Annotated in this window: 9 protein-coding genes and 1 tRNA gene; 3 read left to right on the forward strand and 7 right to left on the reverse strand. The window is 34.2% G+C overall.

The window, feature by feature from the left end; genetic code table 11:
• Positions 1-6: 6 nt before the first annotated feature.
• The 4 genes from BOQ64_RS07760 to BOQ64_RS07775 form a co-directional block, all read right to left on the reverse strand.
• Positions 7-3,651, reverse strand: a complete 3,645-nt coding sequence (locus BOQ64_RS07760; protein ID WP_129054747.1) for a DUF6443 domain-containing protein — start codon at positions 3,649-3,651, stop codon at positions 7-9.
• A 96-nt stretch (positions 3,652-3,747) separates the two neighbouring features.
• Positions 3,748-6,897 carry an RHS repeat protein gene (locus tag BOQ64_RS07765; protein WP_129054749.1) on the reverse strand — a complete coding sequence of 1,050 codons (3,150 nt, stop codon included), beginning with the start codon at positions 6,895-6,897 and terminating at the stop codon, positions 3,748-3,750.
• Between the two features lie 10 nt (positions 6,898-6,907).
• The gene (locus BOQ64_RS07770) at positions 6,908-8,521 is read right to left on the reverse strand and encodes a T9SS type A sorting domain-containing protein (RefSeq protein WP_129054751.1); all 1,614 of its coding nucleotides are present in this window, start codon (positions 8,519-8,521) and stop codon (positions 6,908-6,910) included.
• Between the two features lie 416 nt (positions 8,522-8,937).
• A tRNA-Gln gene (locus BOQ64_RS07775) sits at positions 8,938-9,008 on the reverse strand.
• A 257-nt stretch (positions 9,009-9,265) separates the two neighbouring features.
• Here BOQ64_RS07775 and der point away from each other — a divergent pair.
• Together der and upp are read left to right on the forward strand one after the other, a co-directional pair.
• Positions 9,266-10,576, forward strand: a complete 1,311-nt coding sequence (gene der / locus BOQ64_RS07780; RefSeq protein ID WP_129054753.1) for a ribosome biogenesis GTPase Der — start codon at positions 9,266-9,268, stop codon at positions 10,574-10,576.
• 155 nt (positions 10,577-10,731) lie between these two features.
• Complete coding sequence (gene upp / locus BOQ64_RS07785; protein ID WP_089737643.1) at positions 10,732-11,382, forward strand: uracil phosphoribosyltransferase; 651 nt, start codon at positions 10,732-10,734, stop codon at positions 11,380-11,382.
• Between the two features lie 2 nt (positions 11,383-11,384).
• On the opposite strand, the gene BOQ64_RS07790 is transcribed toward upp, so the two are convergent.
• From BOQ64_RS07790 to BOQ64_RS07800, 3 genes are all read right to left on the reverse strand, one after another.
• Positions 11,385-12,071: an alpha/beta fold hydrolase gene (locus tag BOQ64_RS07790; RefSeq protein WP_129054755.1), complete on the reverse strand. Its 687-nt coding sequence runs from the start codon at positions 12,069-12,071 to the stop codon at positions 11,385-11,387.
• Between the two features lie 145 nt (positions 12,072-12,216).
• The gene (locus tag BOQ64_RS07795) at positions 12,217-12,870 is read right to left on the reverse strand and encodes a ComF family protein (RefSeq protein WP_129054757.1); all 654 of its coding nucleotides are present in this window, start codon (positions 12,868-12,870) and stop codon (positions 12,217-12,219) included.
• A gap of 92 nt (positions 12,871-12,962) precedes the next feature.
• The gene (locus tag BOQ64_RS07800) at positions 12,963-14,435 is read right to left on the reverse strand and encodes a helix-turn-helix domain-containing protein (RefSeq protein ID WP_129054759.1); all 1,473 of its coding nucleotides are present in this window, start codon (positions 14,433-14,435) and stop codon (positions 12,963-12,965) included.
• Between the two features lie 126 nt (positions 14,436-14,561).
• Between BOQ64_RS07800 and aceB the strand changes: the two genes are divergently transcribed.
• Positions 14,562-16,136: a malate synthase A gene (aceB, locus tag BOQ64_RS07805; protein ID WP_129054761.1), complete on the forward strand. Its 1,575-nt coding sequence runs from the start codon at positions 14,562-14,564 to the stop codon at positions 16,134-16,136.
• Positions 16,137-16,146 lie beyond the last annotated feature (10 nt).

Here is a 16,146-nt window from a genome sequence, read left to right on the forward strand (position 1 = left end):
ATTTTTTTAATCTAAAAAGCCTTTAAATTGCCAATTGTGCTGTAATCTTATACCTCTTCCGTCAGATAATCTTTTTTCATAAAAACCTCCAACATTTTTGAAAGATCCCGGAGCTCTCCAAATTTCTTTGAATGTTTTATATCCTGCCTGGTTAAACATGGTTGGGTTTTGTTTGACTCCTTGTGGTATTGTCCAATTTCCACCTCTTCCATGGTGTTTTTGAAATTGGTAACCGACTTCTGAAAACCCTCTTTTTCCTGTTCTATTTGCTAAAGCCGATCTTATGGCTGTTGAGGTTTTAGTATAACTGCTCAGTATTCTGGATCCACTATTTCCGTTAACAACACCTAATGTACCATTACTACTTTGTGGAGCTTTCATGGAATACAGGAAGGTGGCTGTTTTTGCAGCAGTGTATGCATCTTCTCCTTCTATTCCCAGTTGCATAAGAGCTTCTGTAAGCCCTGCTTCTAAAAGCATATATGGAATAGACAGAATACTTACGCTTTGTAATCCTCCGCCTTGTCCGTTTTCAGGACCACGGTATGCCAAAGGATCCGTTTGAGGGATGTTATAAGCCAAACCGCTTCCTGAATGACAAACTAAGCAGTTGCTAGGCATCATTGAAGCAGGATGATCATAGTTATTTACCCCATAAATTCCCACAGAGGAAAGTGAGAACTCAAAACTTTTAGGGGTTAGGAAAATCTCACCTACATCCACCGGATTATCAGCTGTAAAGCCCCTTGTTGGTGGATCATTTCCTATCATCCCTGTGGGATCATTAAACCTGATAGGATTTCCATAAACATAAGAATATGGACTATATCCATACTGGAGTTCGCTTAATGGATCTGTTACTCCCCATCTTCCCAGATCCGGCATATAGAACCTGGCTCCATAATCATACATACTTCCTGCAAGATATTGGTACTCCTTGTCATTATATTCATACCTGTAATTTGGATTTTTATTTAAATAATCATTACTAAACCCAAAATGTTTTAATCCGAATGGGTAGTAACTATTCTCACTTAAAATTTCAATATCTGTACTTCCTGTTTTTTTAGTATAGCTTAATCTGGTATTACCTAAATGGTCACTGTAATTGTAAACATATTTCCCATTTTCATAATTATAATATCCTTCAGAGGTAGGAACAAATTTTAAAGAGCCATTTACGTACTGGAAATTATCCAGGTAATCTGTTTCTGCTGTTTTGTTTCCAAAAGCAAACCATTCTGTTTTTTTTACTTTCTCACCATTTGCGGAATAAACATATTTAGCATAGTCAAATCCATCACCATCAAAGAAATTAGGTAAATTTAAATAATTATAATCAATTCTTGATCTTCCTTTATCTTTCATTTCGATCATGTTTCCATCATCGTCATATAAGATTTTATTTCCCAATACCAGATAGCCTGAAGGGTTATCTGGGGAACCATCTGCTACTGTTATTCTTTCAAGTCTATTGCTTAAATTGGAGTTTTCGTAATTGTATTGCAGGTTATCTATTAATTCTGCGGTTGTTCCTATTGATGGTTTGGTATATCTTTTAAGAGTATTGATATTTCCATTCAGATCATAGCTGAGCTCTTCGTTAAAATAACCGTTTTGTTCTAGGGTAGAGCCGGGTTCAGAATAAATACCCTTTGTTATCCTGTTTTGCGCATCATATTGATAGTTGTATCTCTTAAGAACTCCATCTTGTGCTGTTCTCCAGTCAACTTCTGTAATATTACTATTAAATTTTTTGGTAGTAGAAGCATTTGAAGGGTTCTGGTATTTGATTGCGTAAGTAAATAATTTTCCATTGAGATTTTCCGGGTCGTTGATTTTAACCAGGCTCCCATGAATATTATAAGCATAATCTATATTCTGTAAATTATTTCCTACTTTTTTATTGGAAAGTTGAGATAGTTCATTATAGGTGTTATCAGCCAATAATTCTATAGGATTGCTGCCTACCTGATGCCATTGTTTCTTTAGTCTGTTTTGCGCATCATATTCAAATGTTTGTGTTATGATCTGTTCTGTATCTGAACTGAGCCTTTTATGTCTGGTAAGAACAGTTTGCGGTACTCCTGTGAAACTCAGTTTTGATTCTGTTTTGGTATACCCTCCCAAGTGATTGATGGAATGTGTACCAATAACCTTTCCTGAAGTATCATAATAAGTATAGTCTTTTGTCCAGTTATCATCTTCAATATTCTTTACAAGTTCCATTACAGGAAACCCTTTTGTATTGGTTCCAGCAGCCAGGTTGTCTTTTAAAACATTCTGATTCTGTATACTTGTAGGAAAAGAAGGTGTAAAGTTATAACCCTGTGGATAGGTGTCGTAATAATTTACTTTTAATAGAGTAGGGATCTCTCCGATAAAATAATTGTCAGTATAATAAACTGTAATTCCGTTCCTGGTAAAGCCTGTTGTACTTCTGCTCTCAACAATGTTCAGCTTATTGATTTCATTTTGTCTTGTTGCTCTTTCGCCGCCGTTTAAAAAACCTGTGTAGGCCACCCTTCCTAGTTGATCATACTTGGTAATAAGCCATTTGTTTTGTTTTCTGAGATTACCTGTCTGTGTTAAGATCAATCTGTCGGCTTTATCATACACCATGTGTTCCCAGTCCTTACCGGGAAGTTTTTTCTCCACTAGTCTACCTTGATTGTCATAACGATACTGATAACATAAATTGTCTAATGTTGATTGTTTTAAAATATCCCATGTAGAAATCAATGGTGGAATAACGAAAGCCAGTTGATCATATTCATTATATACATAATAAGTATCTGTATTTTCATTATTTTCAGATACTTTTCGTGATAAAACTAACTGGTTTTTAGCGTTCTTAAACTTAATGGTCTTGTTGCCGTCTTCATCAGTAATTGTATTTTTATACAAAGTATTCGGCAGATAGAATTCAGGAGGTTGAATTGAACTTATTGTCATTTTTCCAACCTGATCCCATGCTGTTACCGTTGAATACTTCTTTAGATTATCTCCCGGGGTATTAACATCATAATTAAACTTAATCGGCTTTCCACTCCAGTCTGTGCCTGCTTGTACTAGTTGTTGAGCCCTGTTTAGTGGAGAGTTTTCAAATTGAGCTTCTGAAAATATTTTTTCACCACCATATATAGATGACGCATTAGCTAAAGGTGAAGTATAGATATTACCATTTTGAGATCCGGTTTGAGGAATAGGAAGATAATTTTTAGATTGTCTCCCAACCTGATCATATTCAATATGAGTAATAATATCTTTTCCCTGGGGTGTAGCTTTTACATTAACTTCCTGTTTGGGTCTTCCCAAGCCATCAAAATATTTGATGGTATACAGTTGTCTCACCGAAGGACTACTATTGGTTGTTGCATCCAGATAAATACGGGTTGTAATGTAGTTTTCCGATGATGTCCCTGAACCATTATAATCAGTCTGATTATTGGAGTTGTTATTAGTATTTCCGATAAAGGCTCGGAAAGTACCTATTGCAGCCGAGTTTGCTTTAAAACCGGGTAATACTCTTATGTTGTACGGGTCTGATATTTCCTGTCCCTGTTGTGTAACAGGGCTGCTCAGCACAATTTGGGAATGCAGTGAATGAATTCCCATCAATGAAAATAATATATAAAATAATCGTTTCACTATGATTTGTTATTTGTCGTGTGAAATATTCCAATGGAGTAAAAGGGTATGAAATACCATATTATCTCTTTATTGTTATATTTACAATTGTGGATATTAGTGTTTGTAGTTATAGGTATGTTCTTTTAGAATATTACCATTTACATCGGTTACTTTTTGAAGCCTGTTTGCGGAGTCATAGATATAATTCTCTCTGAGCCCTGAAGGCGGAGTTATACTTTTTACACCGATTAGAGGATCATAGGTAGATGTTGAGACCTGATAATTAGCTAATGCCGGATTATTGCGGAAAGTTTCCAGTGCATTGAGTAATAGTTGTTCACTGGCTGAGTCTTTATCAGCATTTGATTTAGCAACAATATCTAAACTCAAATATCCCGTAGGAGTATTAGGTAACCCGAATATCTGCATTAATTGTTCGTAAGTGATACCTGTTATTGTAACAATAGGTAAGCTTTGATTGTATCCATAAATTGTTGTAACAGGTATTCCATCTTTAGGGGTGTACTGTAAGTTGTTCGCCTTTTCATCATAAACATCATAGGTGATATCATCCACAGTATTAGTGGTAGGAATAGTATAATTATCAAAATCTAACGGAACATTTAATAATGAATGTCTTACCTTTTTAGGAGCATACAGAAAGGTATTGCTTGCGGTAAAAAGATTTTCCCTTAGATAAAATTTATTATCTGTATTTTTGGTTATCTCTACTAAAGGAATAAGAATGTTGGAATCAAGCATGCTTTTATAGTTTCCCCATTGAGAAGCGGTAGCGTTTTCTGAGTTTGGGCAATTTCTGAAGCCTGAGCAATTTCCTTTAATTAATTCATTAGGATAAAGATATTTTTTCGTAGCTGTTCCTGCAGCAGTTGTTATTTTTTCTTCTACAGGAAATGGATGCCATAAATTATTTAATCCTCCATAATTTATTTTATCCATATAGGATATATTCCTCTTTGTTTGTATTGTCTTACCTCCGAAATATTCTGTTGTAGTTTCTGATGAAAGAAGATAAGGAATTATAGGTACATATTTAGATGTAATGGATTCAAATGGACCAGGTTGTCTTACAGTAATATAATAGTTTAAATCAGAAACTTTGCACCCATCACATGCTGTTGAATTAACAGCATCTAGATTTGGTAATTTTTTAAGAAAATTTTTGTACTTATACTCTGTTTTCTTGATTAGATTATTTCCGTTGTCGTACAATTCTTCTTTTGATATTTTTCCTCTTTCATAACTTTTTGATAAATATTCTTTAGGAGAAGATGAATTATTGCCACTAAAATTTTTCACTGTTAAAGTATCAGGATTCGTAATATAATCATTAAAATATATCTTTCGAGAACCTTTTCCTTCAGTAGTGATTTTTACTGTGCTATACTGTAAAATACTTGACTTATTTGTGGATACTGGTCCTTTTAGCTTTGCTTGTGAATCATTAGTTATAGACACAAATGAATATAAATTCCCAGATTCTAAAATACCTGATGATAACCCAGAATCATTCAGATATTCATAACGAGTTACAATACTATCATTAAAGCTGTTTTTCTCAATTTTTTTCTTTAGTTTGGGAGAGTTAATGGTACCAGAATAGTCAATCACAGATAACTCGTTAGTGTTTAGAACACCATGATAACCAATGATTTTAGAATAATCGCCAAATTCATAAAGATAAGTTGTGCTACCTTTGGTGGGATAAGTTACCTTTTTCAACAAACCAGTATCATACGAATTTTTATATTCATCAAGAGTAGGATCGTAAAATATAGAATTAGAACCGTTCCATATTCCACCAATATATGTCATAACTGTACTGTTCTTATATTCTGGGAAATCATCTGTATTGTAATAATCTAGGTTTACATTCTCATCAGTAGAGCTTAATATTTGTTTTAAAAATGTTCTTTTATTGGTTAATCCGAGATCTTCATATATTAAATTAACCTTTTTTATTTGCTTATTATTTCTTTTGACTAAAATCTCATCTAAATAATTATTGGTAATCTCAAGTGGGTTTAGTGTATTATGATATTTATAGGAAATTGTGACATCATTAATTTTGATACTGTCTAAAACGGCCATTTTAGTATAAGTATCCACTTGAGACATTCCAACAACTCTTGAATGCTTTATTGATAAATTATTTTGTAAAAGTTCTTGTTTACTAGGAAAACCTGTGTTATCTGTGACGTAATAAACAGAAAAGTTTTCTATCATTGGCATTGGATATTCTCCACCAGTATTACAGCAATTTCCTCTATAATTGTTTAATATAGTAAGATTGTTTTGTTTATAATAAGCTTTGATTTCTGATCCGTTTGCAAGGACTATTTTATTTAAAAGCCAAGAGTCAATATAATTTGTTTTATTGAACTTTGCATAAGAATATGGAATCTGTGTTGGATGTGATGGATCGTTACTCTCATGATGGTCATAAGTTACTCTATTATAACTAAAGTTAATATCCATTGCATCTGTATTACCACCAAAATAATATTTATTTCCTTTGTTGTCTGTAATTATAAACTGAGAGAATGGTATATTACCGAAAATATCATAACAATCAACTTTTGAAATATCAACTTTTAATGAAGAATTTTCAGAAAATACTATAGGATTCATCTCATTGTCTACAATAAAATAACCTTTAATCCCTAAAAAATCAAAATAATATTTATCCGGTTCATAATTTATAGATTGACCATAATATTGTTGTGTATCGCCGAATAGATTCGTAGCATGATAAGCCGGATTGAGAGCATCATTAAATATTGATATTTTTTTTGCGTTATTTGAATAAGCAGTTTTAATACAGTCATTTCTGTCATAACTCCTTATGTCATTATATTGGTAGCTAGAATAATTTGCTAAATAAATGTGAGCTGGAGAAGCACCATAAAATGGATTTAAGATTTTTTTTGTTGTAGTTGTTAAATCAATTTTTCTTGATTCACGTGTTATTTTACCGAACTGGTTTAGATTCCAGTTTAACCCTACGAAGCTGGGATATAGATAAGGCACAAATCCTCTTGATTCATAATTTAAACTGTTATTAAGCCTGAATCCCCCTTCTATAATATCAAATAAAGGAATGTTTAAATCAACCATTCCCCTGTTCATATTAACACCTTCATTCACCCCTCTTATCAAAGAATAGCTTTCAGGTGGTTTTGTCTGTGACAGGAAAAGTAATGAAATATGGATAAGAAATAATATAGATAATTTTTTTATCATGTTATAGAATTTATTTTTTAATCAGCTTAGCATTTGCTGTTTTATTGTTATCAGTTTTTATTGTCACCAAATAGGCTCCCTGCACAAAAGCCTGCGTATTGATTTTGTTTACTTTGTTCTTTGTTTTGATATTTTGAATTTGCCTGCCTCCCATATCATACAGTAGAATCTCCGCTTCAGTAAAGTCAAAGCCAATTTCTATATAGGCATAATCTGTAACAGGGTTCGGATAGATTTTGATATCGTATTTAGGAATTAATTGGTTAACCTGCTTGTCTCCCAGCTTTACAATTTTCCAGTTTTCTTTTCCCAATTCTTTGGCACTGGTTCCTGCTAATACAATAGAGCCATCTCTGTTTAATTTCAAATCTGAAAGTCTTTCCTCTTTTTGTCTCGACTTGCCATTTACATGTTTTCTCCACTGTTCATCACCATTTCTATCCAGGTATAACATCCAGAAAGTCTCATCCTCTTTTTCTATTCTTCCTTCTGCTTGGGTATAACCACCTAGCAATATACCTTTGGAAGACTGCTCATTTTCTGAATGAATCACATTCATACCCATAAGAATATCCCTGTTCTTGAAGCTATATGACTTTTGCCATTGCTCTTCACCTCTTTCATTGACAGCTATCAGCCACAGATCTGTTCCTTCTTCAATACCCACTGTTTTGTTTCCTGATTTTTCTGATCTGGATTCACCACCAATGATATAGCCGTTTGCAGTCAATGCCAGTGTTCTGATATGATCATCTCCTTTGCCACCAAAGTTCTTTTCCCATTCTACTTTCCCGTTTTTATCCAGTTTAACGATCCAATAATCACCTTCACCAAAATTTTCTGTAAATTTTCCAGTGCGGGATTCGGGGCTTGAGGTACTACGAGGCGAGGAAGGAGAGATCGTTCCACGAGGATTATCTTCCGAAATATGAACCTCAGAACTTCTTGAATAAATGCCCAATAAGGCACCACCATCCTTTGTTGGAATCATCTTTTCAACTTCATCTAACCCTTTTCCTCCTAAAACCAATTGAGAGAGTTCTTTTCCGTCTTTGTCTAATCTGGTAATCCATACATCTTTAGAACCATAACCCTTATCAGAGTTTTGAATATTTCCAGCTACAAAAAATCCTAAGTCTGTACTTTGAATAACGGATCTCGCTTCTTCATCAGAAGTACTTCCCAATGTTTTTTGCCATAATTCATCTCCGAATTCATTGATTCTGATCAGCCAGATATCCGCTCCGCCTTTAGAGTCTTCTTTCTTATCCAACCCTTTTCCGGAATATGATGTTCCAGCTAAGAGAAATCCACCGTCCTGAGTGGTTACGGTTGCTGATAAATAATCATGGTTGTTTCCTGAAAAATACTTTTCCCAGGACTTTTCTCCCTGTTGGTTAAGTTTAATCAGATGGAAATCGTAACCATTGTTTTTGTTGCTTTCCTGTTGAAGTTTGCCACTCTGTATAGAACTTCCGGTAATAAGATACTGCTGGTCTATACTGGTAATAATCTGGCTTAGAAAATCTTGAGAAGATGACTCAATATCCTTTTGCCAAATAACTTCCTGAGCAGACCCTAAAACCGTACATAGAAAGAATGCACCGAAATAGATTTTTTTCATTTCCTTTTGTTATTTTAAAATAGTCTAAATTAATTTAGTGCAAATTTAATTTTTTTATATGGCCTGTAATGCCTTCTAAAAGGAGAAAAATAGTGATTGTTATCACTTTTTGGTGTGTTAAATTAAAATGTGAATTCTTTTGAAAATGATTTGGAAAATATAAAAGATAACTAGAAAAATGAATTCATATCATTCAAAATAAAATGAAATATTCACATAGGTTGTGATTTTGCTTTAATATCTACAATTTTATTTTAGATAAGAGTTGAGTATATAATGTTCTATTCTAAATGAAATGATAAAACACAGGAGCTGTTTTTATTGATTCTTTAGATGTTCAAAATTTTGGCTTGTTTCAATGTCTTTTAGAAAAATGAGAACAAATAAAAAAACCATCCTTAGAAAAGGATGGTTTGTAGACCCACAGGGATTCGAACCCCAGATGACTGAACCAAAATCAGTAGTGTTACCGCTACACCATGGGTCTGTTTTGATGTTGCAAAATTAGAAAAATTATTTGAACTACAAAACTTACAATTAAAAAAAGTTAAGATAATTGAGTGTTGATGGGCTTATTTGCTGATAGCCAAATAATTATTTTTTACTGAAAATTTTCAAAATGAAGAAGGTTTTTAATCCTAAATAATAAAATCTTATCTTTGCAAAAAAATTGGGCTCCAAAAGTTGGAGTAACCCATTAATAACTTATCCTTAGCGCAGCAAAAGGATTATTAAACATTTTTTATGTCAAATATTGTCGCAATCGTTGGACGTCCCAACGTAGGAAAATCCACTCTTTTTAACCGTTTATTAGAAAGAAGAGAGGCTATTGTAGATTCTACAGCCGGTGTTACCAGAGACCGTCACTACGGGAAGTCTGATTGGAATGGAGTAGATTTTACTGTAATTGATACCGGAGGATACGATGTAGGTACAGATGATATCTTTGAGGAGGAAATCCGTAAGCAGGTACAATTAGCAGTAGATGAAGCCACTTCCATTATCTTTATGATGAACGTAGAAGAAGGACTTACAGATACTGACCACGAAATTTACAGACTTCTTAGAAGATCAAACAAGCCAATTTATATTGTAATTAACAAAGTAGATTCATCTAAGGAAGAACTTCCTGCAACTGAATTCTACCAGTTAGGAATCGATAAATATTATACTCTTTCTTCTGCTACAGGTTCAGGAACTGGGGACCTATTAGATGATATTGTTAGAGATTTCCCTACTACAGAATATAAAGATCCTTTCGAAGGGTTACCTAAAATTACGATCGCAGGTCGTCCGAATGTAGGAAAATCTACAATGACCAATGCTTTATTGGATGTTGAAAGAAATATTGTAACAGATATTGCAGGAACTACAAGAGACAGTATCCAGACTTTATATAATAAATTCGGTCACGAATTTGTATTGGTGGATACAGCCGGTATGAGAAGAAAGTCTAAAGTAAATGAAGACCTGGAATTCTATTCCGTAATGAGATCGATCCGTTCTATTGAATATTCTGATGTGGTGATCATCATGGTAGATGCTACTCAGGGATGGGAATCTCAGGATATGAATATCTTCGGGTTAGCACAGAAAAACAGAAAAGGAATTGTAATCCTTGTTAATAAATGGGATTTGATCGAAGACAAGCAGACGAATACAATGCGTGATTTCGAAAAATCAATCAAAGATAAAATCGGTCAGTTCCAGGATATTCCAATTCTGTTCGTATCAGCTTTAACGAAACAAAGAATCCTGAAAGCTGTAGACATGGCTATGGAAGTATATGAAGACCGTAAAAAGAAAATCAAAACTTCAAAACTGAATGAAGTAATGCTTCCTATTTTCGAAAATACACCGCCACCAGCGTTGAAAGGAAAATATATTAAAATTAAATACTGTGTTCAGCTTCCTACACCGTCTCCACAGTTCGTATTTTTCTGTAACCTTCCACAGTATGTGAAAGAACCATATAAGAGATTTACTGAAAACCAGCTGAGAAAAGAATTCGGGTTTACCGGAGTTCCGATTGAAGTGTATTTCAGACAAAAATAAAATGACTTTTTAATGAAAATCTGGTAAAGGTAGCTTTACCAGATTTTTTATAGATATACTTATTCTAATTGCTTGCTCATCTTCAATTTCGTTTTTTAGTTGTAATTTTGCAGCAATTAATGTTTTACTAACTGTAATTAAAACCTAAAATCTTCATGCTTACTATTTTATCGCAAAACTTTTCCCTTGTTAATGAATGGATTAATGAACTTCGAAATGTTCAGGTCCAGCATGACCGAATGAGATTCCGAAGAAATATGGAAAGAATCGGAGAAATTGCGGCTTTTGAAATCAGCAAAGGACTGGAAGTAAGAGATGTTGAAATCCAGACCCCTTTAGATACCATTAAAAGCAGAGAAATTGCAGTACAGCCGGTAATTACAACCATCTTAAGAGCAGGAGTTCCATTGTTTGAAGGAATTCTTAACTATCTTGACAGAGCAGATTGTGGTTTCGTAGCTGCGTACAGAAAACACGATGCCAACGACTATTTCTCAATTAAGCAAGACTATCTTACTTGCCCAAGTATTGAAGGAAGACCACTGATTGTAGCAGATCCAATGCTGGCAACCGGAGCTTCCCTGATTGAAGCTATTAAAGACTTATTGACGAACGGAAATCCAACTCAGCTTCACATTGTTGCAGCTATTGCATCAAGACAGGGCGTTGAAACGGTTCAGAACGCATATCCAGACGCTCATATTTGGGTAGGAGCCATTGATGAAAACTTAACATCAAAAGGGTACATCACCCCTGGATTAGGGGATGCCGGAGACTTAAGCTACGGAGAAAAACTACAAAGATAATTTTAAGAAAGATTCCAGAAATCTTTTATTAAATTCAACAATAAATGAGGTCGTACTTTATCCATGGGATGTTTTGTCTCTGGAAGTACGGCCAATTTTGCATTAGGAAGGCTTCTGTAAACATGAGTACTTTCTTCAAGAGTTACCATATTGTCTTTATCTCCCACCATAATCTGAACAGGAGTATTGATAGAAGCAAAGTTGTCTTTCAGTGGTGGATTTTTTCCAAGATCAATCATTAAATCAGCAATCGCAGGAAGTAGTTGTTTCCACTTGATGCCATGTTGGTTTTCTAAAAGTTGAGCATATTGTGGAACTTTCTCAAGAATGATATCCGGATTAAGCGTCTTACTTTCCTTTAAAGCCTGCTCTTCAGTCCAATCGAATTTTGTTCCCAAAGTCATAATTGAATTAACATTTTCAGGATATTTCATAGCATAACAAAGAGCAACATAACCACCCATACTGTGTCCCAGAAAATAGACATCTGTTAAATTATTCTCTGTACAGTATTCGGTTAATTCCTGTGTATATTTTTCTATATTGATTCCATCTGAGGGAAGTTCTCTGTTTCCGTGTCCTGAAAATAAAGGAGTATGAACGGTAAAATGGGCAGAAAGGTTATTCAGATAAGGATTAAAGATTTCAGAATGACCTAAAGCTCCATGTAATAAAACCAAATTCGGCATGATTATTTGTTTTCCTGAAAATTAAGCAAAAGAATCGAAACACGAAAACGAGAGAATTATATTGAATTTGAATATTGCTTTGTAAGTAAATAGCGAATGGTTGCACTTTAATAACCTTAAATATCAAACTTTAAACATTAAATCTCTAGACATCCATTGCCATCACCAGTACACTCACTTTATTATCACCGGCATTTAAAATCTCCCAGGCAATAGATGAAACCGTAGTTCCTGTTGTAAAAACATCGTCAATCAATAGAATGTGTTTCCCTGTAATGGATTGAGTGGCTGAAAATGTGTTAATGGTTTCCAGTCTGTGCTTTTTGTCCTTTAAAGCTTGGGCTTTAGAATAGTAGTTTCTCTTGATCAAATGATGATCAAACGGAATGTCATAGTATTTTGAAAGAATTTCTGTATATAAATGAAGTTGATTATATCCTCTTTCTCTTAATTTTTTAGGATGAAGGGGAACACTTACCAAAAGATCAGGTTTCTGATCGCCAAAATCCAATCGTTCAATAGTCCATTCTGCGAGGATTTTTCCGGTAATTTCTCTCTTTCTGTATTTCAGTTCGTGAATGATTTTCCTGCTTAAACTATCTTCTTCAAACTGAATAAGGGCATACGTATTCTCAACAGGAAAAGAAAGTTTGCATTGCTCCTTAACCGGATTATTTTTGGAATAGTCATAATGCGTAAAATGTATCTGTGGAAAGCATAGATCACAAACCAAAAGATCATCCTTAATAACTCTGTTACAATGAAGACATCGGTTAGGGAAGAGTAAATCTAATATCATAAGTGTGTTTTTACTAAGATATAAAATAGTTTTGAGTCTCCACTCTAAAAACTCTTACACCCTCAAATTCTCACGCCCTAAGACTCTCAAACTCAAAAATCCTTTTTTATCTTCTCAATAGCATTCTTCATGCTCAGGTTAAAATGTTCCTTTTCCAGTCGAACCGGTGGGGCTTGTCTTTCTTCACAATCCGGGATACTGCAGGATTCGCAGGTTACTCCTACGTTGATGGTTTTTAGGGATGGAGATTTTATAAAACCGATTTTTTTAATCGTTTGCGGATTCAGTAAAATTCCCAGGCAATAGCTTCTGTTACTGCCATCGGAAAAAGGATTTTTCTGTGAAGTGGAAATAACCAGATAGCTAATTCCCTGATCCTTATAATGGGAAATTTGAGCATCAGTCAGCGTTTCATTTTCCTTTAAATGATGAAGGTTTTTTACCGCAATCCATCTTCTGCAGTAATGTTCATTCATAGCATTGGCATGAGGAGCCTGCTGGTGATTAAGATGAAGCTCTTTAAGAATTTGAATTTTTTCTGAGCCTTTCTTTTTAACCAGGCACAAATAGAATAAATCCTTAATGCCCATTTCAGCAGAAAGAATATTGGTCAGGCGGTAATAGAAAGTTTCCGGTGAATGGGTGAAACTGTTGATAAGGCTGGCGAAATTCTGAGGCTCCCATGTATTTTGTTGGAAAAATTCAGAAGTCTTTTCAATGGCTGTTTCCTTTGAAATTAATAAAGCTCCTGCAAAATAAGAAGCGTAGAAATTATTCAGGATTTCTTCAAAACTTCCAAAGTCGAGCCATGAATAAGTGGTAGGACGAACTTTTAACTCCAAAACATTGAATCCTATTTCTTTAGCCAGAATAAATGTTTTCTGATCCTTTTCAAGTTTTTTATTCAGAAGCAGTAATTTTTTTTCAGGAATAAACAGAGACCGTAAGTTGTTCAGTGTTCCATAGCTTTCAAAATCTTCAGACTGAATCGTATAATTGAAACTTTCCGTAAGAATACTTTCAAGAATGTCAGACTTTAAATTTTTATCAATCTGAAGATGATTATCTTCCGTAAACTGGCTTACCTTATCTTCAATTTCCGGGAAATAATTGTCATATAATTCCTGAAATGATCTCAAAACAGCAAAATAAAACCTTTCCTTTCCCAGATTATAATTCTGAGAGATCTCTATCAGTGCATTAATGAAGGCTGTTACCTTTTTAGGTGCATCACTTATAATACTGATAAGGTTATTTTTATTGATCCCGAATAATTCCAGAGGGACTTCTTTAAAGAAATCAGACTGCAGAATTTCATTAAAAGGAGCAAGGCTTTTATCCAGTTTTGTGGAAACAAGATCATCAAAAGTACAGCTCAGCGCTTCAGAAAGCTGAATGATTTTATCATGCTTCGGATATTTCTTTCCGTTTTCAATCTCATTAAGGTAAGATTTTGATAATCCGGTTTTTACAGCAAGATCCTGTAGAGACCAATTTTTCTTTTGTCTCAGCTGTTTCAGTTTTAGTCCGAAAACTGTCTTGATATAGTCGCTTTCTGAATTCATTACTCAAATATAAATAATTAGATGCGATTATTCGCATAATAATTTTTAAATAAATTTAGCGAACGTTCGCTGTTTGTGAAAATTTTTGTCTATGTTTGTAATATCAAGTCACAAAATCAATATGTTATGGAAACTAAGACTCAATTAAAAATTACGGATCAGAAGCAGTTTGAAGAAATTTTCACTCCCGATTTGATAGATTTCTTAATATCGCTTCATCAGAATTTCAATCATAGAAGAATAGAACTTTTAGAAGAAAGGAAAAAAAAACAGAAAGAATTTGATCAGGGTAACCTTCCAAAATTTCTGAAAGAGACAGAAGAGATCAGGAATGGAAATTGGGTATGTGCACCATTGCCGGAAGATTTACTGGACAGAAGAGTAGAAATTACAGGTCCGGTTGACCGTAAAATGATTATCAATGCTCTAAATTCCGGAGCTTTCACCTTCATGGCAGATTTTGAAGACAGCAGTTCGCCAACTTGGGCCAATTGTATGGAGGGACAAATTAACCTTTCCGATGCTATCAACAGAAATATAGATTTTGTTAACGAAGCAGGAAAAGCTTACAGGCTTAATGAAAAGACAGCTGTTTTATTGGTAAGACCAAGAGGATTGCATCTTCCTGAAAAACATATTAAGATTAATGAAGAAGTAACGTCCGGATCATTAATTGATTTTGGAATTTACTTTTTCAGAAATGCAAAGAATCTTTTGGAAAAAGGAAGTGGCCCATACTTTTACCTGCCAAAATTAGAACATTATAAAGAAGCAAGATGGTGGAATGAAGTATTTGTCTTTGCTCAGGAATATCTGGGAATTCCACAGGGAACCATTAAAGCAACCGTTTTAATTGAAACCATAACAGCCTCATTCCAGATTGATGAAATTTTGTATGAATTAAAAGAACATAGCTCCGGTCTGAATTGTGGAAGATGGGATTACATTTTTTCATATATCAAAAAATTCAGAAACCTTCCTGAATTTATCGTTCCAGACAGAGACCAGGTAACCATGACTTCACCTTTTATGAGTGCCTATTCAAAAAGAGTAATTGAAGGCTGTCATAAAAGAAATGTTCATGCTATGGGTGGAATGGCAGCACAGATTCCTGTGAAAAATGATGACGAAGCTAATACTATTGCTTTTGAAAAAGTAAGAAGTGATAAAGAAAGAGAAGTAAAAAATGGTCATGACGGAACCTGGGTTGCACATCCTGCATTGGTTTCAGTAGCCAAGGATGTTTTTGATCAATATATGCCTTCCAAAAATCAGATCGATAAAAAATTGGAATACCATATAAAAGAAAGTGATTTGCTGGAAATCCCGAAAGGAGAAATCACAGAGAAAGGAGTAAGAAAAAATATTAATGTAGGAATTCTTTATCTCGAAAGCTGGTTGATGGGAACAGGTGCAGCAGCCATTTATAATCTGATGGAAGATGCTGCTACTGCTGAGATTTCAAGAACCCAGATCTGGCAATGGCTGAAAAATGAGGCAGTATTAAGTGATGACAGAACATTAACCCGAAATATGGTTCTTCAATGGGAGTCTGAAGAAATGGACAATATTGAAAGATACGTTGGTGAAGTTCGCTTTAAAAACGGAAAATTCAACCTTGCCAAAGAACTTTTCAATGAATTGATTTTCTCAGAAAACTTTGAAGAATTTTTAACACTGAAAGCATATCCTTTTATATAGTTCGGTAATG

It is taken from the genome of Chryseobacterium sp. CH25, from assembly GCF_004119455.1.
Lineage (GTDB): Bacteria > Bacteroidota > Bacteroidia > Flavobacteriales > Weeksellaceae > Chryseobacterium.